18 protein-coding genes are annotated in these 22,814 nt (G+C 59.1%); 4 read left to right on the forward strand and 14 right to left on the reverse strand.

What is annotated here, in order from left to right; genetic code table 11:
- Positions 1–56: 56 nt before the first annotated feature.
- From AF70_RS14155 to AF70_RS14175, 5 genes are all read right to left on the reverse strand, one after another.
- On the reverse strand, positions 57–2,777 hold the full coding sequence (locus AF70_RS14155; protein WP_028939196.1) for an AAA domain-containing protein: 2,721 nt from the start codon (positions 2,775–2,777) through the stop codon (positions 57–59).
- 200 nt (positions 2,778–2,977) lie between these two features.
- On the reverse strand, positions 2,978–4,555 hold the full coding sequence (guaA, locus tag AF70_RS14160) for a glutamine-hydrolyzing GMP synthase (RefSeq protein ID WP_018927049.1): 1,578 nt from the start codon (positions 4,553–4,555) through the stop codon (positions 2,978–2,980).
- A 99-nt stretch (positions 4,556–4,654) separates the two neighbouring features.
- Positions 4,655–6,124, reverse strand: a complete 1,470-nt coding sequence (guaB, locus tag AF70_RS14165) for an IMP dehydrogenase (RefSeq protein WP_018927050.1) — start codon at positions 6,122–6,124, stop codon at positions 4,655–4,657.
- Between the two features lie 141 nt (positions 6,125–6,265).
- On the reverse strand, positions 6,266–6,814 hold the full coding sequence (locus tag AF70_RS14170) for a hypothetical protein (protein ID WP_018927051.1): 549 nt from the start codon (positions 6,812–6,814) through the stop codon (positions 6,266–6,268).
- Positions 6,815–6,900: 86 nt separating this feature from the next.
- On the reverse strand, positions 6,901–7,668 hold the full coding sequence (locus AF70_RS14175) for a sulfite exporter TauE/SafE family protein (protein WP_028939195.1): 768 nt from the start codon (positions 7,666–7,668) through the stop codon (positions 6,901–6,903).
- A gap of 100 nt (positions 7,669–7,768) precedes the next feature.
- Between AF70_RS14175 and AF70_RS14180 the strand changes: the two genes are divergently transcribed.
- The 4 genes from AF70_RS14180 (at position 7,769) to leuA (ending at position 13,002) form a co-directional block, all read left to right on the forward strand.
- Complete coding sequence (locus AF70_RS14180) at positions 7,769–8,665, forward strand: LysR family transcriptional regulator (protein WP_028939194.1); 897 nt, start codon at positions 7,769–7,771, stop codon at positions 8,663–8,665.
- Positions 8,666–8,738: 73 nt separating this feature from the next.
- Positions 8,739–10,118 (forward strand): exodeoxyribonuclease VII large subunit, encoded by a 1,380-nt coding sequence (gene xseA / locus AF70_RS14185; protein ID WP_028939193.1) that lies wholly within the window; start codon positions 8,739–8,741, stop codon positions 10,116–10,118.
- A 3-nt stretch (positions 10,119–10,121) separates the two neighbouring features.
- Complete coding sequence (locus AF70_RS14190) at positions 10,122–10,943, forward strand: peptidoglycan DD-metalloendopeptidase family protein (RefSeq protein WP_028939192.1); 822 nt, start codon at positions 10,122–10,124, stop codon at positions 10,941–10,943.
- 379 nt (positions 10,944–11,322) lie between these two features.
- Positions 11,323–13,002, forward strand: a complete 1,680-nt coding sequence (leuA, locus tag AF70_RS14195; RefSeq protein ID WP_018927056.1) for a 2-isopropylmalate synthase — start codon at positions 11,323–11,325, stop codon at positions 13,000–13,002.
- A gap of 68 nt (positions 13,003–13,070) precedes the next feature.
- Here leuA and AF70_RS14200 read toward each other — a convergent pair whose 3' ends face one another.
- The 9 genes from AF70_RS14200 to pilW all read right to left on the reverse strand — a co-directional run bounded on the left by AF70_RS14200 (position 13,071) and on the right by pilW (position 22,809).
- Entirely contained in the window at positions 13,071–13,862 is a 792-nt protein-coding gene (locus AF70_RS14200) for an amidohydrolase (RefSeq protein WP_028939365.1), read from the reverse strand.
- Positions 13,850–14,998, reverse strand: coding sequence for a pyridoxal phosphate-dependent aminotransferase (locus AF70_RS14205; protein ID WP_019581055.1), 1,149 nt, complete (start codon positions 14,996–14,998; stop codon positions 13,850–13,852). Before AF70_RS14205 ends, AF70_RS14200 begins: the two co-directional genes overlap by 13 nt.
- A gap of 186 nt (positions 14,999–15,184) precedes the next feature.
- The gene (gene der, locus AF70_RS14210) at positions 15,185–16,657 is read right to left on the reverse strand and encodes a ribosome biogenesis GTPase Der (protein WP_018927059.1); all 1,473 of its coding nucleotides are present in this window, start codon (positions 16,655–16,657) and stop codon (positions 15,185–15,187) included.
- A 135-nt stretch (positions 16,658–16,792) separates the two neighbouring features.
- Complete coding sequence (gene bamB, locus AF70_RS14215; RefSeq protein WP_028939191.1) at positions 16,793–17,944, reverse strand: outer membrane protein assembly factor BamB; 1,152 nt, start codon at positions 17,942–17,944, stop codon at positions 16,793–16,795.
- Positions 17,937–18,578: a tetratricopeptide repeat protein gene (locus AF70_RS14220; RefSeq protein ID WP_028939190.1), complete on the reverse strand. Its 642-nt coding sequence runs from the start codon at positions 18,576–18,578 to the stop codon at positions 17,937–17,939. The genes bamB and AF70_RS14220 overlap by 8 nt, the downstream gene beginning before the upstream one ends.
- A gap of 40 nt (positions 18,579–18,618) precedes the next feature.
- Entirely contained in the window at positions 18,619–19,908 is a 1,290-nt protein-coding gene (hisS, locus tag AF70_RS14225; RefSeq protein ID WP_018927062.1) for a histidine--tRNA ligase, read from the reverse strand.
- Between the two features lie 37 nt (positions 19,909–19,945).
- On the reverse strand, positions 19,946–21,055 hold the full coding sequence (gene ispG / locus AF70_RS14230) for a flavodoxin-dependent (E)-4-hydroxy-3-methylbut-2-enyl-diphosphate synthase (RefSeq protein ID WP_003185136.1): 1,110 nt from the start codon (positions 21,053–21,055) through the stop codon (positions 19,946–19,948).
- Between the two features lie 3 nt (positions 21,056–21,058).
- On the reverse strand, positions 21,059–22,051 hold the full coding sequence (locus AF70_RS14235) for a RodZ family helix-turn-helix domain-containing protein (RefSeq protein WP_028939189.1): 993 nt from the start codon (positions 22,049–22,051) through the stop codon (positions 21,059–21,061).
- On the reverse strand, positions 22,051–22,809 hold the full coding sequence (gene pilW, locus AF70_RS14240) for a type IV pilus biogenesis/stability protein PilW (RefSeq protein WP_018927064.1): 759 nt from the start codon (positions 22,807–22,809) through the stop codon (positions 22,051–22,053). The genes AF70_RS14235 and pilW overlap by 1 nt, the downstream gene beginning before the upstream one ends.
- Positions 22,810–22,814 lie beyond the last annotated feature (5 nt).

The following is a 22,814-nucleotide window of genomic DNA, read 5'->3' on the forward strand; positions in this document are numbered from 1 at the left end:
GACAGCCGGGATTCCTCAGTCTCGAATTGATTATTCAATCAAAACCATAAAAGTATTTAAACCGGCGAGAGTTCGCGATTTTCATCATGAACACTGCTGGTCCATTGAGCCAAAGCTGCCGCCAGCTTTTCTTCAATATGGCTCTCGATGGTTCGCAAGCGCAGCAACGGGATATTGCATTTTTGCAGAATGCTGTTTTTCAGGGCATCTCGTTCGGCCTGTTCAGGCTCATCATGAGAGCCCCCATCAACCTCGATGACGCCCAGAGGTTTTTTCCCTACCTTGAAATAAAGCACGAAATCACAGCTGGCCTTGTTTTTCATGAGCGCCAGTTCCTGTGCCGTCAAAACTTCATTGGCGACCGAGACCAGTTGTATCAACTCAATCTGAGTGTGAAACATCACCGATCGGTAGGCATCCTGAGCAAGCGTTTCACGAAGTAGCTGCGCCACTATCTGTTCTGATTTGAACGATGAATCATTCGGCCGAAGTCTTGCGTTAAGACGCTCGAGCGATTGGTCGTATTCTTTGTAGAGCAGGTCGAAGGCTGATATCACGGGTGCGCGGTGGAGCTGCCCTTGTTCCGCGTAGTATTCGATGTATCGCACCAGCGCGGCGATATGCCCGTTGTTCGCCGTGAAGACATCATCCCCTGTGACCAGGGTGAATCGATTCCTGGCCCGTGATACAGCCACATTGACCATGCGTGGGTCATCCACGAAATCCAGACGTTCCTGGGGTACGCGCTTCTTGTCCAGTACGGTGGAAAAAACAATTTCGTCGCACTCTCTGCCCTGGAACTTGTGCACGGTGTCCTTGACGAAATCCGCTGGCAAAAGCGTACCCGAGAGCGTGGCCTGTGCCCTGAAAGGTGCGATGAAGCCCCTGCCGTCTTCGCCCGTCCATGCACACTCGCCCTCCCCCTCAAGCATTGCCAGCAGCGAATCCAGCTCCCTGAGATTGGTGTTCTTTCGAGTGTGATTACCCTTGGCGGTAACGAGCAGCGACAACGGTTTTTCCCCGAGGTCTTGCGTCATCGGAACCAGCTGGTTGTCGTAAAACTGCTGATTGCAGAACTGAATGATTCGCGGGTGACAGCGATAATGCTCTTTCAGGAGCGTCACCGGGATCGAACCATCGAATACTCCGATGCACGAATCGAGCAGGCTGTACTTGTCGCAATCGTAGAAGTCCTTGGGCGCAGGTAAACCCAGTTGCGCCGGGATGTGTGCCAGCTGTTTTCTATCACCAACGATGATCAGATTCTTCGCGCAACCCAGCGCCAATATTCCCGGGATGATGTCCTGTTGCGAAGCCTCGTCGATGATGACGTAATCAAGCAAGGCACCACTGGCGAGAGAGTTGACGATCGAGTGCGTGCTGCTGGAAATGATTGGATAGCGCTTCACGAATCCATCGAACTGGCGCTTGTAAGACTTGGCATCAAAGGGTTCAGAGTCTGGCACATGCTGATGCAAGTGCTGCTTCAGGTAGTTCATCGAAACGCTCGTCAGCTCATCCAGCAGCGCCTGGTAATTGCCGAGTCGCAACGTTTCCTGGTGGGCGGCCAGTAGGGTTTTTCTTTCCAGCAGCGCTTTGTCGTAATAGTGAAGCTGCAGGCCATAGAACACCGATTTGCGCTTTTCCCAGTTATCGAATGGTTTCGTGCGCACAATCCTGAAATTGAACAGCAGCTCGATCCGGTCCTTGAGCCTGACGTGCCTGCCCGCAAGATGTGTCAGGTAGGCCATCAGGTCGGCCGACTTTTGCGGGGAGAGCTTGTACTTGTCCAGAGCGAGCACCTGCACGGCGTTTTCCTGCTGCCATTGCAAGAGATAGCGACGCTCGACCTCCAGCTCGGCGATTTCAATCTGCAGCTGGGCTACCGCGTTGCGGGTATGCAGATAGCGCTTGAGCTGTTGCAACACGCCCTGGATGCGCTCCATCGAGGGCGCGGCGTCGGGCTCTGCCGATGGTTTTGGGGCAGGGTTGGCGAAGAATGCCTCTCGGTTGCTTTTGCTACCCAACGTGGCAACCAGATAATCCAGCCCGGACTTGCCCAGTTTTTCGCAGACGTTCCCAACGGCCGCATTGTTGTTGGAGACCACCGCCACGTTTTTTCCACGCAACAGCAGATTGGCGATGATATTCAGAATGGTCTGCGTCTTGCCGGTGCCGGGAGGCCCTTCGATCAGACTGATCTGCGATGCGAACGCGCGTTCGACTGCTGCAAGCTGGCTTTCATTGATGCCGAAAGGGAAGATGAAATTTCCCGCCTGCTCCTGCCTGCCATTGTGCCCCTTGCAGTAGGCGTGCAATGCCGTATCCGCGCAGGGAGGTAGTGCGTCGAGCTGGCGCAACACATTTTGGGCGATCTCCTTGTCCGTCGACGCTGCATGATCGACGCGGGCAGTAGCCACAGAATGGAAATAGCGGAAGGTCGACTCGTCCTTCATGTCCGTCGGCGTCACAAGCTCGATAGAGTCCATCTTGAACACGTAACTAGCCGCGCTTGAGGAATACTGAACGACGGCATATTTCTCGCCGTAGATCACAGCTTTCTCAACGGCGCTTACCACTGAGCTGCCTTTTTTTCGCAGAAGCTGGCCTTTCACCTCTCGAGTGGGAACGACCTCGCAGTCACCCAGCGGGCTAGGAAAACTCTTGCCGGAGGGAAAGTGGCAAGTCAGCGAGAATCCACCGCTCCCGTCACTCTTTATTGTCCAGTCGTTGATCTGACGGGTCTTGTCTATACCGCGCACGCTGATGGAAACCATATATCCCTTACGCAGGCCCGTTCAAAGCCTGTACACATCCATGTTGTCGGAGTCCGAATCTTTTGATTCGACGAGTTTGACACTATTTTGATATCACTCTTTGTCCGGGCACCAGCTTCCAGTTGGTGCGTCGAACAGACTGATGTAAACGTTTCCTTCAGATGCGACAAGGGCGCTTCTCAGCGCCCTTGTCGTTCAACTTATTCCCACTCAATCGTCGCCGGCGGCTTGCTCGACACGTCATAGGTGACGCGGGAGATGCCTTCGATTTCATTGATGATGCGGCCGCTGACGGTTTCCAGCAGCTCGTAAGGCAGGTGTGCCCAACGCGCGGTCATGAAGTCGATGGTTTCCACGGCACGCAGGGCAACGACCCAGGCGTAACGACGGCCATCGCCGACAACACCAACCGATTTCACCGGCTGGAACACCACGAACGCCTGGCTGACCTTGTGGTACCAGTCGGCCTTGCGCAGTTCTTCGATGAAGATGTGGTCGGCACGACGCAGCAGGTCGGCGTATTCCTTCTTCACTTCACCGAGGATCCGCACGCCCAAGCCCGGACCCGGGAACGGGTGACGGTAGACCATGTCGTACGGCAGGCCGAGTTCCAGGCCCAGACGACGGACTTCGTCCTTGAACAGCTCGCGCAGCGGTTCAACCAGCTTGAGGTTCATTTCTTCCGGCAGGCCACCCACGTTGTGGTGCGACTTGATCACGTGCGCCTTGCCGCTTTTCGCGCCAGCCGACTCGATCACGTCCGGGTAGATGGTGCCTTGGGCCAGGTACTTGATGTTGTCCAGCTTGCAGGATTCGGCATCGAACACGTCGATGAAGGTACGGCCGATGATCTTGCGCTTCTTCTCTGGATCGGACTCGCCAGCCAAGTTGTTGAGGAACTGGTCCTCGGCGTTGGCGCGGATCACTTTGACGCCCATGTTCTCGGCGAACATGGCCATCACTTGTTCGCCTTCGTGCAGACGCAGCAGGCCGTTGTCGACGAACACGCAGGTCAGCTGATCGCCAATGGCCTTGTGCAGCAGCGCGGCAACCACCGAGGAGTCCACGCCGCCGGACAGGCCGAGCAGTACGTTGTCGGTGCCGACCTGGGCACGGACCTGGGCGATGGCATCTTCGGCAATCTTCGACGGCGTCCACAGGGCTTCACAGCCACAGATGTCGAGGATGAAGCGCGACAGGATGCGACCGCCCTGCTTGGTGTGGGTCACTTCCGGGTGGAACTGCACGCCGTAGTAGGCACGGTCATCGTTGAACATGCCGGCAATCGGGCAGCTCGGGGTGCTGGCCAGGATGTGGAAGTCTTCCGGCATCTTGGTGACCTTGTCACCGTGGCTCATCCAAACGTCGAGGCCGAACAGGCCATCGGCGTCGATATGGTCTTCGATGCCGTCGAGCAGGCGGCTCTTGCCGACCACATCGACACGGGCGTAACCGAACTCACGTAGGTCGGAACCTTCAACCTTGCCGCCCAGTTGCTCGGCCATGGTCTGCATGCCATAGCAGATACCGAAGACTGGCACGCCCAGGTCAAACACCGCTTGCGGGCAGCGAGGGCTGTCAGCTTCGTGCACGGACTCGGGGCCGCCGGCGAGGATCACACCTTTTGGTGCGAATTCGCGAATGGCTTCCTCGTCCATGTCGAACGGATGCAGTTCGCAGTAAACGCCGATTTCACGCACGCGGCGGGCGATCAGTTGGGTGTACTGGGAACCGAAGTCGAGGATCAGGATGCGGTGAGCGTGAATGTCGAGGGCCATGATTCAGTCTCGTCTAAGTAATTCAGAAACAGTCGTGATTCAGAAACAACTCGGGGCTGAATAGAACAGCCCCGGTTGCTTAACGATTTGCTTGAAGCCTCAACCTACGCGGTAGTTTGGCGCTTCTTTGGTGATCTGTACGTCGTGTACGTGGGACTCAGCCATGCCAGCGCCGGTGATCCGCACGAACTCAGGTTTGGTGCGCATTTCTTCGATGTCGGCGCTGCCGGTGTAACCCATCGAGGAACGCAGGCCGCCCATCAGTTGATGGATGATGGCGCTCAGGGTGCCCTTGTAAGGAACACGCCCTTCGATGCCTTCCGGAACCAGCTTCTCGGCACCCGCGGAGGAGTCCTGGAAGTAACGGTCGGAGGAACCTTGAGCCTGGGACATTGCGCCCAGCGAACCCATGCCGCGATAAGCCTTGTACGAACGGCCCTGGAACAGTTCGATCTCGCCTGGCGCTTCTTCAGTACCGGCGAACATCGAGCCCATCATCACGCAGGAGGCACCGGCTACGATGGCCTTGGACAGGTCACCGGAGAAACGGATGCCGCCGTCGGCGATCAACGGAACACCGGTGCCTTCAAGGGCAGCGGCAACGTTGGCGATGGCACTGATTTGCGGAACGCCGACACCAGCGACGATACGGGTGGTGCAGATCGAGCCTGGGCCGATACCGACCTTGACTGCGTCAGCGCCGGCTTCGGCCAGGGCCTTGGCGGCAGCGCCGGTGGCGATGTTGCCGCCGATGACCTGCACTTCAGGGAAGTTCTGTTTGACCCAGCGAACGCGGTCGATCACGCCTTTGGAGTGACCGTGGGCGGTGTCGACCACCACCACGTCAACACCGGCATGGACCAGGGCAGCTACACGGTCACCGGTGTCTTTACCGGTACCGACTGCAGCGCCAACGCGCAGACGACCTTGATCGTCCTTGCTGGCCAGCGGATAAGCCTTGGCTTTTTCGATGTCGTTGACGGTCATCATGCCTTTGAGGGCGAATTTGTCGTCGACGATCAGCACGCGCTCGATGCGGTGCTTGTGCAGCAATTCACGCACATCATTCTTGTTGGCGCCTTCCTTGACCGTGACCAGACGCTCTTTAGGCGTCATCACTTCACGGACGCTGACGTCCATGCGGTTTTCGAAACGCACGTCACGGGAAGTGACGATGCCGACCAGGTCGCCATCGTGCAGTACCGGAACGCCGGAGATGTTGTGCAGGCGAGTCAGTTCGAACAGTTCACGCACCGTGGCATCGGCCTCGATGGTGATCGGGTCCTTGACCACACCGGCTTCGTAACGCTTGACCTTGCGCACTTCGGCAGCTTGCTGCTCGATGGTCATGTTCTTGTGGATGATGCCGATGCCACCTTCCTGAGCCATGGCGATTGCCAGACGGGCTTCAGTAACGGTGTCCATAGCGGCGGAAACCAGTGGAATATTCAGCTCGATGCCACGGGTAAGGCGGGTCTTGAGACTGACTTCGTTAGGAAGCACCTCGGAATAACCGGGCACTAGGAGAATGTCGTCGAATGTCAGAGCTTCTTGGCTGATACGCAGCATCGCGGGGGCTCCCGAGCGGGAAAATGGAAGCGCGCCATTATAGTCAGACACCCCCTCGGGTTCAATGTAAAACTCTGTCTATTATTGGCATTACTGACATACGGAGAAACATTGTCCCCCATAGGGGACCGACGCCGGCATTTAGAGTTCGACTTTGACCCAACTCACGGGCTGATCCAGCCAATCGGCAAACTCATCGATAAAGTCCTGCTTGAACCCGGCCTCGAGCCAATTGTTGAAGATGAACCCCAGGTTGGAAAAGCCGCATTCCTGCAAAAACAGAAAGCCGTTGATGTCGTCTTCATGCCCGCACTCAGGGCAGGTGAAGTTATCGGTGCGCCCCGGCATCCAGTCTTCCAGGCTTTCGAACAGCGCTTCGCCGATCTCCTTGCGGCACTCGGCGCAGCCGGCTTCTTCGAGAAAACCCTTGGCCGGTGTATAGATGCAACGCTTGGTGATGATCTCCAGCCCATTGATCGGCTCGCCGAACGGCAGCGCTTCAGGGTGCAGGACCACGGCGCGGGCGCCGTCGGCGATGGCGTGGGCCATGTGATTGCCGGTGCGGCCACAGGTGGTCAGCTCTTCTTTAATGATGTTCTTGCGCACCAGCCACCGCACGACCGCCCGGGCCCGGGGTTCGTGTACCGGCAGTGTGGAGATTTTCGGGACAATGATGCTTTGCGAATTCATGGTGCAAGCCTACTGCGTCAAATGGATGTTGCTGCGGTGCGCCGATTGTCAGGGCGGCCGGCAGCTTAATCCCTGACGAAATCCGGTCAAGTACTCAAATAACGCCCAACCAAGGCAATCCCGCTGGCCAGCACCAGCCAGGTCACCAGCCGCACGAAAGCCTCGCGGGACAATTTCATGATCAATCGCCGACCGATCCACAGCCCCAGCGCCATCGCCGGCAACAAACACAGCGCCAATACCAACAAGGGTAGCTCGGCATATACACCGGCGACGGCAAACAGGCTCAAACGCACCACGGTGCTGCAACTGATCAACGCACTCTGGGTGGCCCGGGCCTCGTCCTTGGGCAACCGACTGTTCAAATAGATCGCATACAAAAAACCACCACTGCCAAATAGCGCCCCGAACATCCCGCCCACCGTGCCCATCGGCACCGCCCAACCCGCGGACAATTGCCTCGGACGGGTTTTAATCCACAAGCTGTAAATCGCATAGGCGCTGATAAACAACCCCATCAACAGCAGCAATACATCGGATTTCAGGTTCAGCAGAAAGATCACCCCCAACGTGCAACCCACCGCCATGCACGGCAGCAGTCGCAGCAATTCGGACCGCTCTACATTTCGGCGCGAGGGCAGCAGATTGCCGAACGCGGCGACGAAATCCAGCAGCACCAACAGCGGCACGATTTTCGACAGTGGCATGAACAGAATCAGAATCGGCCCGGCCACCAGCGCGGTGCCAAAACCGGCAATGCCGAACACGATGTAGGCCAGGGCAACACCCAATCCGATCACCAACCAATCCACCACACCCCACGGCCATTGGCTCAACAACTCCAGCACATTCATCGACACGGCTTCCTTTTATTCCTGTGATGACTTTAGCCAGCGCCGGGCGTTGCGACTAATATCTTCAAAATCGATCACCCATCTCAAAAAGGCATACCTGGTGCTTTCAACCCGCCAATTGCGTTACTTCGTGGAAATCGCCGAGAGCGGCAGCTTCAGCGCGGCGGCCGAACGATTGTTTATTGCTCAGTCAGCCTTGAGCCGGCAGATCAAGGACATGGAAACCCGCCTGCAAACGCCGCTGTTCGAACGCACCGCCCGCCAGCCCCGCCTGACGGCGGCGGGTGAAGCCTTTTTGCCTCGGGCCAGAAACCTGCTGAACGAACTGACCAAGGCCAGCGAAATGGCCACTCAAGTGGGCACTGGTCAACTGGGCGTCTTGCGCCTGAGCCATTCCAGCACCGTACCCATGAGTGGTCGACTGCTGCGCGGGATCAGCGTTTATCTGGATCTGCATGCCGGGGTGTCGATGGACATCGTCAAGCTGTCCTCCGAGGCACAACTGGAAGAGTTGGCCGAAGGTCGCCTGGATGTGGGTCTGTTGCGCCTGCCGGTGCTGCGTCAACGTGAAGGGGTGCAGATTGTTCCGCTGTACAGCGAGCGTCTGTTGCTGGCAGTGCCGCCGAATCATCGGCTGGCTGTGGAAAAGCCCGCACACGGCATCGATCTGGCACGGTTGAAGGATGAAGCGTTTATTTCCATCCCTCATCCACAGCGTGGCGGCCTGAGCTATCTATCTGCCGAGTTGTGCATGCGCCAAGGGTTCTTTCCCCAAGCGGCTCGGGTGGTGTCACGCAAAACCACGCAACTGCAATTGATCCAGGCCGGGTTCGGCATCGCGCTGTTACCGGAGTCGATGCAAGACATCGCGCCGCCGGATATCCATTTTCTCCCCTTGGCCGATCCGGATTGCCACAGCACCGTCGCCCTCGCCTGCCGGCAAGATCCCACCGCGCTGGTTCAGCAATTCGTTGAACACTTCACTCGATTGCCGTAGCAATGCCCGCTCCCACAAGGGATTTACACTGGCTCATGGAGATTGATCGCCGAATGCCTTTAAACTGCGCCCCATGATTAAAGATCCCTTTGCAAGACTCGGCCTGGACCGGGAAGTCCTGACTGTCAGCCAGCTCAACGGCCGCGCGCGGGTGTTGCTCGAAGACGTGTTCAGCAACATCTGGGTCGAAGGCGAAATCTCCAACCTCGCCCGCCCGGCGTCCGGCCATGTGTACTTCACCCTCAAAGACAGCGGCGCCCAGGTGCGTTGCGCACTGTTCCGGCAGAACGCCGCGCGGGTTCGCCAGGCGCTGAAGGATGGCCTGGCGGTCAAGGTTCGTGGCAAGGTTTCGCTGTTTGAAGGCCGTGGTGACTACCAACTGATTCTCGACACCGTGGAGCTGGCCGGTGATGGCGCCCTGCGTCTGGCCTTCGATGCTTTGAAGGAAAAACTCAGCGCCGAAGGCCTGTTCAGTGCCGAACGCAAAGTGCCGCTGCCGGCGCACCCGCAACGCATCGGCATCATCAGTTCACCCACCGGCGCGGTGATCCGCGACATCATCAGTGTGTTCCGCCGCCGTGCGCCGCAGGTGCAACTGACGCTGATCCCTACCGCCGTACAAGGTCGCGAAGCCACTGCGCAAATTGTCCGCGCGCTGAAACTGGCGGACGCCCGTGGTTTCGATGCGTTGATCCTGGCCCGTGGCGGCGGCTCGCTGGAAGACCTCTGGTGTTTCAACGAAGAGGCCGTGGCCCGCGCCGTGGACGCCTGCGTGACGCCGATCGTCAGTGCCGTCGGCCATGAAACCGACGTATCGATCAGTGACTTCGTGGCCGACGTTCGCGCGCCGACGCCGTCCGCCGCCGCCGAACTGCTGGCGCCGGACTCCAGCGATCTGGTGCGTCGGGTCGAAAGCCTGCACCGACGACTGGTGATGCGCATGCGTGACCGCTTGATGCGCGATCGGCTGCGTCTGGAAGGCATCTCTCGCCGCTTGCGCCATCCCGGCGAACGCCTGCGTCAGCAAGCGCAACGCCTGGATGATCTGGACATGCGCCTGCGCCGCGCCTTCGAACGTAGCCTCAATACCCGTCGCGAACGCTTGATCCGTCTGGAAACCCGTCTCGCCGGGCAGCATCCCGGGCGACAACTGGCGATGCTTCGCCAGCGCCTCGACAGCCTCGCCGAGCGCCTGCCTCGGGCCATGCGCGAAGGGCTTAAATCCCGTCGCCTGCAATTGCAAAGTCAGATGCAGACGCTGCATGTGGTCAGCCCGTTGGCGACCCTCGCTCGTGGCTACAGCATTCTGCTGGACGAGCGCGGCAACGCGATCCGCAGCGCCGCGCAAACCCACACCGGCCAGCGCCTGAAAGCCAAACTGGGCGAAGGCGAGCTGCAAGTGCGGGTCGAAGACAATCACCTGACACCTGTCACCCTTTCTTTACTGGATTGATCCATGCCGCGTTTTTTCGCTCCGCTGCTATTGCTGTGCCTGACCTTCAACGCCCATGCCGACAGTTACATCACCCGTCTGTTGAACAAACCGGTACCGGGTGGCGTAGCCGTGGTGGATCTGGGCAGCTCTGCCCAGGCGCCAAAAGCCAGCTATCAAGGCAGACCGGTACTGGTGGTCAAGGAACAGAACAACTGGCTGGCCATCGTCGGCGTGCCGCTGACGGTCAAACCGGGCAGCCAGTCGCTGAGCAGCGGTGGCCGCAACCTGAGCTTCACCGTCGGCAACAAGAAATACCCGGAACAGCACATCACCCTGAAGAATACGCAGCAGGTCAATCCGAACCCGGAAAATCTCAAGCGCATCGAGGGCGAGTTGGCCGAGCAGATCCAGGCTTACCGCAGCTTCAGCCCGAATACTCCGAGCAACCTGTTGCTGGACAAACCGGTCAATGGGCCGTTGTCGAGCAAGTTCGGGGTGCGCCGCTTCTTCAATGGCGAAGAACGCAATCCCCACGCGGGCCTCGACTTTGCAGTGCCCGCCGGCACGCCGATCAAAACCCCGGCCGCCGGCAAGGTAATCCTGATCGGTAACTACTTCTTCAACGGCAACACAGTGTTCGTCGACCACGGCCAGGGCTTTATCAGCATGTTCTGCCACATGTCGAAGATCGACGTGAAAGTCGGCCAGCAACTGGCGCGTGGTGAGGTGGTCGGGAAAGTCGGCTCAACTGGCCGCGCGACCGGGCCGCATATGCACTGGAACGTCAGCTTGAACGATGCGCGGGTGGACCCGGCGATTTTCATTGGTGCGTTTCAGCCATAAGCAGTGGTTGAGGTTGATGGCCTCTTCGCGGGCGCCGCTGACCTGAACTTCACCGCCAACCTCCAATTGCGCATCGCTCAATCCTCTCGCAAAAATAAAAACAATCGCTGCCATTCCAAGCAATAAAATCGCGACAAACTATATTTTTCGACTATTCCTCTCAAAGTTTTTCGACTGCTTGCCATCCTTTCCCCCCGCGGTTAGGGTTGAAGACATGAAAACCTCTCACACCCTCATTCAGCTCCGCCAGCACCGCAGCCTGTGCCTCGTCAGTGCACGACTGCCAGGCTGAATCGCGGTGCCTCGTCTGATGCTTTACCAGAACATTTGATCCACCGGCAGGCCGCCTTTTTTCGGCCCACACAATAAGGATTTTCCAATGAGCATGCTCAAAGACCCGTCTTCGAAATACCGCGCGTTCCCGACCATCAACCTGCCGGACCGCACCTGGCCATCGAAGACCATCACTGCAGCGCCGATCTGGTGCAGCTCGGACCTTCGTGACGGCAACCAGTCGTTGATCGAGCCAATGGATGCGGTCAAGAAGCTGCGTTTCTGGAAGACCCTGGTGCAGGTCGGCGTGAAAGAAATCGAAGCCTCGTTCCCGGCCGCTTCGCAAACCGACTTCGACTTCGTGCGTACCCTGATCGAAGGCGGCCACATCCCTGACGACACCACCATTCAGGTGCTGACCCAGGGCCGTGAAGACTTGATCGCGCGTACCTTTGAATCCCTGCGCGGTGCCAAGAAGGCCATCGTTCACCTGTACAACGCGACCTCCCCTTCCTTCCGCCGCATTGTCTTCAACCAGGACAAGGACGGGATCAAGGCCATCGCCGTGAACGCCGCCAAGCTGTTCGTCAAATATGCCGCCCAGCAGCCGGACACCGAGTGGACCTTCGAATACTCGCCAGAAACCTTCAGCGCCACCGAACTGGAATTCGCCAAGGAAGTCTGCGACGCGGTGATCGAGGTGTGGAACCCGACGCCTGAGCACAAGGTGATCCTCAACCTGCCCGCCACTGTCGAATGCGCGACCCCGAACATCTATGCCGACCAGATCGAATGGTTCGGTCGTCACATCAACCGTCGTGACAGCGTGATCATCAGCCTGCACACCCACAACGACCGTGGCACCGGCGTGGCCGCCACCGAACTGGGCCTGATGGCCGGCGCCGACCGTGTCGAAGGCTGCCTGTTCGGCAACGGCGAGCGTACCGGTAACGTCGATCTCGTCACCGTGGCATTGAACCTCTACACCCAGGGCGTCAACCCTGAGCTGGATTTCTCCGACATCGATGGCGTGCGCAAAGTCGTCGAAGAGTGCAACCAGATTGCGGTGCACCCACGTCACCCGTACGTCGGCGACCTGGTTCACACCGCGTTCTCCGGCTCGCACCAGGATGCAATCCGCAAGGGCTTCGCCCAGCAACAACCGGACGCCCTGTGGGAAGTGCCGTACCTGCCGATCGACCCGGCCGACATTGGCCGCAGCTACGAGGCGGTGATTCGCGTCAACAGCCAGTCGGGCAAGGGCGGTATCGCTTACCTGCTGGAACAGGAATACGGCATCAGCTTGCCGCGCCGTATGCAAATCGAGTTCAGCCAGGTCGTGCAGCGTGAAACCGATCGCCTGGGCCTGGAGATGACCGCCCAGCAGATCCACGCGCTGCTGCACAGCGAGTACTTGCAGGCCAACACCCCGTACGCGCTGGTCAGCCATCGCTTGCAGGAAGAAAACGGTCACAGCGCCGTGGAAGTCGAAGTTTCCAGCAAAGGTCAGGGCGAAACCAACCTGCACTGGCGCGGCAAGGGCAACGGTGCCCTGGAAGCACTGGTGGCCGGCCTGCCGATCCCGGTGGAAATCATGGACTACAACGAACACGCCATCGGCGCGGGCACCAATGCCAAGGCCGCGGCCTACATTGAATTGCGGGTGAATGGTGAGCGTGCGGTGCATGGCGTCGGCATCGACGAAAACATCACCACTGCCAGCTTCAAGGCCCTGTTCAGCGCACTGAACCGCTCCCTGAGCCAGCCGGAAGCGAAAGCGGCGTAAGCTTCGCTGCAAATGCAAAAGGCCCTGGGGTGTGAACCTCGGGGCCTTTTTTGTTGATCAACGATCGATCAGGTGAACTCGAAGGTATCCGCATCCAGATTCGCCGGGAACCGTGTGCGATACGCCGCCAGTTCCGCCGCGTCCAGTACGACCTTGAACACACCATCGGCATCACCTGCACCGAGCAGCGTCTCGCCCTGAAAATCCAGGACCTGACTGTCACCGGTATACGCAAAGCCTTTGCCATCGGTACCGATACGGTTCACCGCCGCCACATAGCAGAGGTTTTCGATCGCCCGTGCCGGCAGCAATCGGTTCCAGTGCTGACGCCGTGCGCCCGGCCAGTTGGCGGTGTACAGCAGCAAGTCAGTGTCTTGCGGATCACGACTCCAGACCGGGAAGCGCAGGTCGTAGCAAATCAGCGGCCGCACTCGCCACCCCTTCAATTCGAACTGCACCTGACGCTCGCCCGGGGTGTAGTGGTTGTTCTCCCCCGCCATGCGGAACAAGTGACGCTTGTCGTAGTGCCACAACTCCCCGTCCGGCCGTGCCCACAACAGACGATTGCGATGGCTGCCGTCAGCCGCCTGGACGATGATGCTGCCGGTCACCACCGCGCCCAGCTTCGCTGCCTGAGCCCGCATCCATTTACTGGTGGGGCCATTTTCCGGCTCGGCGAGGGCTTCCGACTCCATGGAGAAACCGGTGGTGAACATCTCCGGCAGGATGATCAGGTCCGCGCCACGAGCCTGTTCCAGCAGCGGCTCGAAATGCTCCAGATTGGCCTGACGATCGTGCCAGGCCAGGGTGGTCTGGATCAGCGCAAGATTCAGATTGGGCAGAGTACTCAGATCACGCATAGTTTTGCCGCTGCTTCACGCAGGGTCTCCTCACGCTTGGCAAAGCACAGACGCACCAGGCGCTGGCCTTCAGGTGGAGTCTGGTAGAACACCGAGATCGGAATGCTCGCGACGCCATGCTCGCGGGTCATCCACAGCGCCATCTCGACGTCATTGAGGTCCGGGCGAATCTGCGAGTAATCGACCAACTGGAAATAAGTACCGGCCACGCGGGTAAAACTGAAGCGCGACGGCGTCAGCAGATCGCAGAACAGATCACGCTTGGCCTGATAGAAGCCCGGCAGCTCTTCGACGTGTTCCGGGTGCTCGGCCATGTAATCGGCCAACGCGTACTGCAACGGCGTCACGCCGCAGAAACTGACGTACTGGTGCACCTTGCGCAGCTCCGCGCTAAGGGCCGGCGGCGCCACGACATAACCGGTTTTCCAACCGGTGACGTGGTACGTCTTGCCGAACGAACTGACCACGAAAGCGCGCTGATACAACTCTTCATGGGCCAATACACTGGCGTGAGACACACCGTCGAACACCAGGTGTTCGTAGACTTCGTCGCTGATCACATAGATGTCGCGGTCGCGGATCAATGCCGCCAACTGATCCAGCTCGGCACGGCTGATCAGCGCACCGCTTGGGTTGTGCGGGGTATTGAGGATGATCATCCGCGTGCGCGGGCTCAGGGCTTCGGCGAGCTTCTGGAAGTCGATGGCGAAGTCCTTCAGGCCGAGTTGCACATGCACACAGCGACCACCGGCCAGCTCGACCGAGGGCTCGTAGCTGTCGTAGCACGGATCGAACACGATCACTTCATCGCCGCTGTGGATCACCGCCTGAATCGCGCAGAAGATCGCCTGGGTCGCGCCGGGGGTGACCGTCACTTCGCTGTCGGCATCAACATGCGCGCCGTAGCTGCGAGCGATCTTCGCCGCGATCTGCTGACGCAACGCCGGCAAGCCGGTCATCGGCGAATATTGATTGTGGCCACTGGCGATATGCCGACCGACCGCATCGCGCAGGGCCTGCGGACCGTCGAAATCGGGAAAACCCTGGGACAGATTGATCGCCCCGGTTTGCGCCGCGAGCTGAGACATCTGCGTGAAGATAGTGATGCCGACATTCGGCAGCTTACTGGTGATCATCGGTGATTCCCTGGGCTACACCCGGCTCTAACGGCGGCACGGGAGAGCCCGAGGATAGCCCAAACGACGCCCACAAAAAAAGGGCGCCAACCGGCACCCTTCTTCTAATGTACACCGCATAACTTGTGGCGAGGGAGCAAGCTCCCTCGCCACAACAAGCCCTCACAAAAAGAGTGAGGCCTTGAATCAGCGCTTGTCGCGGCGCTTCTTGTCGGCCTTTTTGTGGTGCGACATCAAACGACGCTTCTTGTTGACCTGACGGTCGGTGAGCGAGTTCTTGTTGCCTTCGTACGGGTTCTCGCCGCCCTTGAACTCGATGCGGATCGGCGTACCGACCAGCTTGAGCACACGACGGTAAGTGTTTTCCAGGTAACGGACGTAAGACTTCGGCACCTTCTCGATCTGGTTACCGTGGATCACGATGATCGGCGGGTTCGCACCACCCAAGTGGGCATAACGCAGCTTGATCCGGCGGTTGTTGACCATCGGTGGCGCGTGCTCGCCGACCGCATCTTCCAGAATCTGGGTCAGGCGGTTGGTCGGCCAGCGGGTGACCGCGGACTTGAACGAGTTCTGTACCGACGCGTAGAGATTACCTACGCCAGTGCCGTGCAGGGCCGAGATGAAGTGGATGTCGGCGAAGTCGACAAAGAACAGTCGACGTTGCAGCTCGACCTTCACGAAATCGCGCTCGCTCGGCGTCATGCCGTCCCACTTGTTGATCGCGATCACCAGCGCACGACCGGCTTCAAGGGCAAAGCCCAGCAGGTTGAGGTCGTGGTCCACCACGCCTTCGCGGGCGTCCATCACGAAGATCACCACGTTGGCGTCTTTGATCGCCTGCAGGGTTTTGACCACGGAGAACTTTTCGACTTCTTCGTGGATCTTGCCGCGCTTGCGCACACCGGCGGTGTCGATCAGCGTGTACTTCTCGTCGTTACGCTCGAACGGGATGTAGATACTGTCGCGGGTAGTACCGGGCTGGTCATACACGATCACCCGGTCTTCACCGAGCATGCGATTGACCAGAGTCGACTTGCCGACGTTCGGACGGCCAATGATGGCGATCTTGATACCGTCTTTTTCGCTTGGGCCAGGAATGCGCTTGGCTTCCTCACCTTCGGCAACGATCTCTTCCTCTTCGCCTTCTTGCGGTTCTTCTTCGTCTTTCGGGAAGTCGCTCAGGGCGATTTCCAGCATCTGGGTGATGCCACGACCATGGGCACCGGCGATCGGGATCGCGTGGCCCATGCCCAACGGGGCGAATTCGGCGCGGGCCATTTCAGGGTCGATGTTGTCGACCTTGTTGGCGACCACATAGGAACGCTTATTACGCTTGCGCAAGTGCTCGGCGATCATCTGGTCGGCGGCGGTAAAACCGGCCTTGGCATCTACCAGGAACAGAACGACATCCGCTTCTTCAATGGCCAGCAGCGACTGCTCGGCCATTTTTTCGTCCATACCGTGCTCGTCACCGGAGATACCACCAGTGTCGACCAGAATGTAGGAACGCCCTTGCCACTTGGCCTCACCGTATTGGCGATCACGGGTCAGACCGGACAAGTCGCCGACAATGGCGTCGCGAGTCCTGGTCAGGCGGTTGAACAAGGTGGACTTGCCGACGTTCGGTCGGCCCACCAGGGCGATTACGGGAACCATGCGGCTCTCCACTTCGTTATTTCAGAAAATACAAAAGCCGCTGCGAGGCAGCGGCTGGTGCTCGGGGCAGCGCTTGAAAGCGCTGCGAGCCTTGCAGAACAAGGCCGCTTGGGGGTTAAACCCCAAGCATAGTCTTTACTTGATGGTCAGGGCTTCCAGTTTGCCGCTGTTGCCATACACATAAATCGTGTCACCCACCACCAGCGGACGGGCACGCAGGCCGTCGCTGTCGATGCGCTCGCGGCCGACGAAACGACCGTCCACCTGACTCAGCAGGTGCAGGTAACCTTCCAGGTCACCGACTGCAACGTAGCTGGAGAACACTTCCGGAGCCGACAGTTGACGGCGGGCCAACGAATCGTTGCTCCACAATGCAGTGGTGGAACGCTCGTCGACGCCTTCAACAGTGCCCGAAGACAGGCTCACGTAGACGCTGCCAAAACCCTGGGCGACGCCGGCATAACTGGAAGCATCACGCTGCCAGAGCTGACGACCGCTTTCCAGGTCCAGTGCCGCGACGCGCCCCTGGTAGCTGGCGACATACAGTGTACCGCCGGACAGCAGCAAGCCACCGTCGATATCGACCACACGCTCAAGCTCCGAACGACCTTGTGGAATCGCTACACGCTGTTCCCAAACCGGCACGCCGTTGGACACATCAAGAGCAACCACTTTACCGGTCGACAGGCCAGCCACCGCGAGGCGGTTGGTGACGATCGGTGCGCTGGTGCCGCGCAGGGTCAGGACCGCTGGCGTGCTGTCGTACAACCAGCGCTGGTTGCCGGTGGAGGCATCCAGACCGATCAGACGGTCATCCTGGGTCTGAACCACAACAACGTTACCGTTGGTGGCCGGTGGTGCGAGAACTTCGCTGGTCACGCGAGCGCGCCATTTCTCTTCACCGCTGCTGGCATCCAGGGCAACGATTTCGCCCTTGAGCGTGCCGATCATGACCAGACCGTAACCCACGCCAACGGCACCGGAGACAGGCAGTTCGAGATCTTTCTTCCACTTGACGTCGCCATTGCTGCGATCCATCGCCATCACCACACCGGTGACGTCGGCGGCATAGATGGTATCGCCATCGATCGCCGGAACCAGCATGTTGTAGGTTTCGCCCTGACCGTTACCGATCGAACGACTCCACTGCTTGTGCAGAACCACTTCTTCTTTGAAGTCGGTCAGCTCGGCCGGTGGCAACTCTTTTTTGCTGTTGCTGCTGCAACCCGCGGCCAGAATGGCCAGAGCCAGCAATGCTGCATGTTTCCAACGGATCACGTCACGCATCCCCTTTGGCCAGGTCGTCCAGCTTGATTTGTAGGCCACCGACCGCCGCTTCATCCGACAGTGCCGCCTTGGCTTTTTGATACGCAGCGTTCGCTTCGTCGGTACGACCCAGTTGTACCAGCAGGTCACCCTTGAGTTCTTCGCGAGTGGCCAGGAAGGCCTTATCGGCATCGCCTTCGAGCAGTTTCAGGGCTTCATCGACCTTGCTCTGCGCAGCCAGCACCTGCGCCAGGCGCTGACGGGCGATTTCACCGAGTGCCGGGTTGGCCGGTTTGTCGACAATGGCTTTCAGTTCGCTGGCAGCGTCGTCCAGCTTGCCGCTGTCGACCGCGACTTTCGCCACGAACAGGCTGCCGTATTGCGCGTAGGCAGTGCCGCCGAACTCGCTGTTGAGCTTGCCGGCCAGATCCGAAACACGTGCAGCATCAGGCTTGCCGTCAGGCGTCAGCGTGGTTTCCAGCAATTGCTGGTAGAGAATCGAGGCGCCTTGCGACTGATTGCTCTGATACTTCTGAAAGGCCTGCCAGCCGAACACGATGACCAACGCCAACAGACCGCCAGTAACCAGGGGCTTGCCGTTGCGTGTCCACCACTCCTTCAACTCCGCCACATGTTCGTCTTCGGTACTCGACACCCCAATACTCCTTAATCGCTAAATCGGCTGTTTGACAGCTTCAACCCTGCACGACGCAGGTGGCCAGGTGTGCAGCAAGCGCATCCCAGGCAATGCTTTGTTGTTCGCCCTGGCCACGCAGGGGTTTGAAACCTACCACTTGCTGGGCCATTTCGTCGTCACCGAGGATCAATGCGTACAGCGCACCGCTCTTGTCGGCCTTCTTGAACTGGCTTTTGAAGCTGCCGCCCCCGGCATTGATTTGCAGGCGCAGGTTGGGCAGTTGATCACGAACACGCTCGCTCAGGGTCAGGCCGGCCAGCTCGGCGGCTTCACCGAAGGCGCAGAGGTAGACGTCAACCTGACGGGAGATCTCTTCGGGGATCTGCTCCAGGGTTTCAAGCAGCAGCACCAGACGCTCGATGCCCATGGCGAAACCGACGCCTGGGGTCGGCTTGCCGCCCATCTGCTCCACCAGACCGTCGTAACGACCACCGGCACATACCGTGCCTTGGGCGCCCAATTGGTCGGTGACCCATTCGAATACGGTCTTGCTGTAGTAATCCAGCCCGCGAACCAGCTTCGGGTTGATCACATAAGGAATGCCGGCGGCGTCCAGGCGAGCCTTGAGGCCCTCGAAGTGCACGCGGGATTCTTCGTCGAGGTAGTCGGCCATTTTCGGCGCGTCGGCCAGCACCGCTTGAGTGTCGGCGTTCTTGGTATCCAGGACCCGCAGCGGGTTGGTCTTCAGACGGCGCTGGCTGTCTTCGTCCAGTTGATCCAGGCGAGCGGTCAGGTACTCGACCAGTGCTTCGCGATAACGACCACGGGATTCGGCAGTGCCCAAGCTGTTGAGTTCGAGCTTGACCGCATCGCGGATACCCAGCTCGCCCCACAGGCGCCAGGTCAGCACGATCAGCTCGGCGTCGATGTCCGGACCGTCGAGGTTGAAGACTTCACAACCAATCTGGTGGAACTGGCGATAACGGCCTTTCTGCGGACGTTCGTGGCGGAACATCGGGCCGATGTACCAGAGCTTCTGCACCTGGCCGCCGCCGGTAATGCCGTGTTCGAGCACCGCACGCACGCAGGCCGCGGTGCCTTCAGGACGCAGGGTCAGGGAATCGCCGTTGCGGTCTTCGAAGGTGTACATCTCTTTTTCGACGATGTCGGTCACTTCACCGATGGAGCGCTTGAACAGCTCGGTGAACTCGACGATCGGCATGCGGATCTGCTTGTAACCGTAGTTATCCAGCAAACGCGAAACGGTGCCCTCGAAATGACGCCACAGGGGAGTCTGTTCGGGCAGGATGTCGTTCATGCCACGGATGGCTTGCAGAGACTTGCTCACTTTAAATCCTTAAATTCGTTCGGCTCTTTAGTCAGGCTCAGCCGCGAGCGATTACAGCAGCGTCGGCTTCGACCTTTTCGGCCGCTTTCTGGCGGATCAAGCGTTCAAGCTCATCCACCAGATTGTCATTCGTCAGTTTCTGCGACGGCTTGCCGTCGATGTAAATCAGGTTTGGCGTGCCGCCGGTCAAGCCGATATGGGCTTCCTTGGCTTCGCCCGGCCCGTTGACCACGCAACCGATTACCGCGACATCCAGCGGCACCAGCAAGTCTTCGAGACGCCCTTCCAGCTCGTTCATGGTTTTGACCACATCGAAGTTCTGCCGCGAGCAGCTCGGGCAGGCGATGAAGTTGATGCCACGGGAACGCAGGTGCAGGGATTTGAGAATGTCGTAGCCGACTTTCACTTCCTCGACCGGGTCGGCCGCCAACGAGATGCGAATAGTATCGCCAATCCCTTCGGCGAGCAGCATACCGAGGCCCACGGCGGATTTCACTGTGCCTGAACGCAAACCACCGGCTTCGGTGATGCCCAAGTGCAATGGCTGGACGATTTCCTTGGCCAGCAAGCGGTAGGCTTCAACGGCCATGAACACGTCGGAAGCTTTTACGCTGACCTTGAAGTCCTGGAAGTTCAGGCGTTCGAGGTGTTCGACGTGACGCAGGGCAGACTCGACCAGCGCGGCCGGAGTCGGCTCGCCATATTTCTTTTGCAGGTCTTTTTCCAGGGAACCGGCGTTCACGCCGATACGGATTGGAATCCCGCGATCACGGGCGGCATCGACCACCGCACGTACGCGGTCTTCACGACCGATGTTGCCTGGGTTGATGCGCAGGCAATCGACCCCCAGTTCGGCTACGCGCAGAGCGATCCTGTAGTCGAAGTGGATGTCGGCCACCAACGGCACCTTGACCAGTTGCTTGATCTTGCCGAAGGCTTCGGCGGCGTCCATGTCCGGCACCGAAACCCGAACGATATCGACGCCAGCGGCTTCCAGACGATTGATCTGGGCCACGGTGGCGGCCACGTCATTGGTGTCGCTGTTGGTCATGCTCTGCACAGCGATGGGCGCATCGCCGCCAACAGGCACGTTACCGACCCAGATTTTCCGGGATTCGCGACGCTTGATTGGAGATTCGCCGTGCATGACTTATTGACCTAACTTCAGGCGAGCAGTCTCGCCACTGGTGAACGGAGCGACATCAACTACCTGCCCGTTGTAGCTGACCTGCGCGCCACGGGCGAAGCCCAGACGCACGGCAAAGGGCGGCTTGCCGCTGACGGAAACACTATCGCCTTTACGCTTGAGACCACTCAACAACACTTTACCCGTGCCGTCGGTCACTTGAGTCCAGCAATCGGCGCTGAATTGCAGTTGAACCTGGCCCTGGCCCGCAACCGGAGCTGCTGGAGCAGCAGCTGCAACGGCCGGCGCAATCGGAGCCGTCGCAACCGCTGCCGGTGTCGCGACAACCGGAGCAGTATTGTGGGCCGGAGCCGCAGGTGTTGCTACCGGGGCTGCTGGAGCGGGTGTTGGCGCCGGCGCGCTTGCTTCAGCGTTGACAGGCTCCTCAGCCTGCGGCAACGCCAGAGGCGTTTCACCTTCAGACTCACCTTGCGCAACCGCCTGGTCTTCCGGCTCGTCCAGCGGATGGATCTGGGTGGTGCCATCGGCGCCTTCGACTTCAACGTGTTCCGGAGCCAGGCTGACCAGGTCCTTGGTGCGCAATGAAGTTTGATCCTGCCACCAGACAAAACCACCACCAATCACCGCGATCAGCAACAGCAGACTGACAATTCGCAAAATAGTGTGGGAAACCCGAACCGGCTCTTCGATACGCCCCAGGCTGTGGACGTTGCTGCCCTGGGAGTCGGTGCCGGTGGATTGGTCGAACTGCTGAACCAGAACAGCCTGGTCCATGCCCAGCAATTTGGCGTACGCGCGAATATAGCCACGAGCAAAGGTGTGGCCAGGCAGCTTGTCAAAAGCGCCGGCTTCCAGATTACTCAGGGAATTGACGGTGAGGTTGAGCTTGAGGGCCACTTCGGCCAGCGACCAGCCATTGCTTTCGCGGGCCTGGCGCAAAGTCTCACCGGGGTTAACGCGATTCGCTGCTACAACTTCGGGATGCGCCGCTTTCATCATTGCTCCGACAGGTATTGCTGATATTCCGGCGTACCGGGATAGAGTCGTTTTAATTGCAGGCCATAACTGGCGGCCTTGTCGCGATCTTCAAACACTTTTGCCAGTCGAACGCCGAGCAATAGACTACGTGCATTTTGCTCGGTGAGCAGGCTAAAACGATCGTAATAGTCACGCGCGGGCACATAATGCCTGTCTTCGAATGACAACTCAGCCATTTCCAGCAAGGCACGTGGCTGTTGGCGGTTCAAACGCAGGGCTTTTTCCAGTTGCTGGCGAGCCAGGTCACGCTGGCCCAGCTTTGAAGCGGTCATGCCGAGGTTCTCGAAAACCCGCGAACGCTCAGGATACAGAGTATCGGCGGCGGCCTGTTCAAAGCGCTCGTACGCCTCTTTGTAACGTTTTTCTTCGAACAGAAAACTGCCGTAGTTGTTCAGGATTCGCGCATCGGCGGGACGGGAAGACAGTGCCTTGCGAAAATGCTGATCGGCCAGTTCCGGCTCCATCTCGGCCTGGAACACCAGCCCCAACGCCGCGTTGGCGTCAGCATCCGAGTCATCCAGTTCCAACGCCTTCTTCAGCGGGACCTTGGCGCGCTCGGTCATGCCCTGCTGCAAGTACCCCAGGCCCAGCTGCACGTAGGCGGCACGCGCTTCATCACGGCCCTTGCTGGTCTTCATCGGGTTGAAATCGCCCGACAGGACACAACCAGCACACAGGCTGGCCAACAGCACAAGCAGCGCGAAGCGCAGGGACATAGAGA

The organism is Pseudomonas sp. KD5 (assembly GCF_012932895.1).
In the GTDB taxonomy this organism is placed as follows: Bacteria; Pseudomonadota; Gammaproteobacteria; order Pseudomonadales; family Pseudomonadaceae; genus Aquipseudomonas.

What these genes read in the sequence shown, in the direction of transcription:
- AF70_RS14155 (WP_028939196.1), bottom strand. Translation starts at nt 2,777, where the DNA reads ATGGTTTCCATCAGCGTGCGCGGTATAGACAAGACCCGTCAGATCAAC.
- guaA (WP_018927049.1), bottom strand. Translation starts at nt 4,555, where the DNA reads ATGGCCCTCGACATTCACGCTCACCGCATCCTGATCCTCGACTTCGGT.
- guaB (WP_018927050.1), bottom strand. Translation starts at nt 6,124, where the DNA reads ATGCTGCGTATCAGCCAAGAAGCTCTGACATTCGACGACATTCTCCTA.
- AF70_RS14170 (WP_018927051.1), bottom strand. Translation starts at nt 6,814, where the DNA reads ATGAATTCGCAAAGCATCATTGTCCCGAAAATCTCCACACTGCCGGTA.
- AF70_RS14175 (WP_028939195.1), bottom strand. Translation starts at nt 7,668, where the DNA reads ATGAATGTGCTGGAGTTGTTGAGCCAATGGCCGTGGGGTGTGGTGGAT.
- xseA (WP_028939193.1), top strand. Translation starts at nt 8,739, where the DNA reads ATGATTAAAGATCCCTTTGCAAGACTCGGCCTGGACCGGGAAGTCCTG.
- AF70_RS14190 (WP_028939192.1), top strand. Translation starts at nt 10,122, where the DNA reads ATGCCGCGTTTTTTCGCTCCGCTGCTATTGCTGTGCCTGACCTTCAAC.
- leuA (WP_018927056.1), top strand. Translation starts at nt 11,323, where the DNA reads ATGAGCATGCTCAAAGACCCGTCTTCGAAATACCGCGCGTTCCCGACC.
- AF70_RS14200 (WP_028939365.1), bottom strand. Translation starts at nt 13,862, where the DNA reads ATGCGTGATCTGAGTACTCTGCCCAATCTGAATCTTGCGCTGATCCAG.
- AF70_RS14205 (WP_019581055.1), bottom strand. Translation starts at nt 14,998, where the DNA reads ATGATCACCAGTAAGCTGCCGAATGTCGGCATCACTATCTTCACGCAG.
- der (WP_018927059.1), bottom strand. Translation starts at nt 16,657, where the DNA reads ATGGTTCCCGTAATCGCCCTGGTGGGCCGACCGAACGTCGGCAAGTCC.
- bamB (WP_028939191.1), bottom strand. Translation starts at nt 17,944, where the DNA reads ATGCGTGACGTGATCCGTTGGAAACATGCAGCATTGCTGGCTCTGGCC.
- ispG (WP_003185136.1), bottom strand. Translation starts at nt 21,055, where the DNA reads ATGCACGGCGAATCTCCAATCAAGCGTCGCGAATCCCGGAAAATCTGG.
- AF70_RS14235 (WP_028939189.1), bottom strand. Translation starts at nt 22,051, where the DNA reads ATGAAAGCGGCGCATCCCGAAGTTGTAGCAGCGAATCGCGTTAACCCC.
- pilW (WP_018927064.1), bottom strand. Translation starts at nt 22,809, where the DNA reads ATGTCCCTGCGCTTCGCGCTGCTTGTGCTGTTGGCCAGCCTGTGTGCT.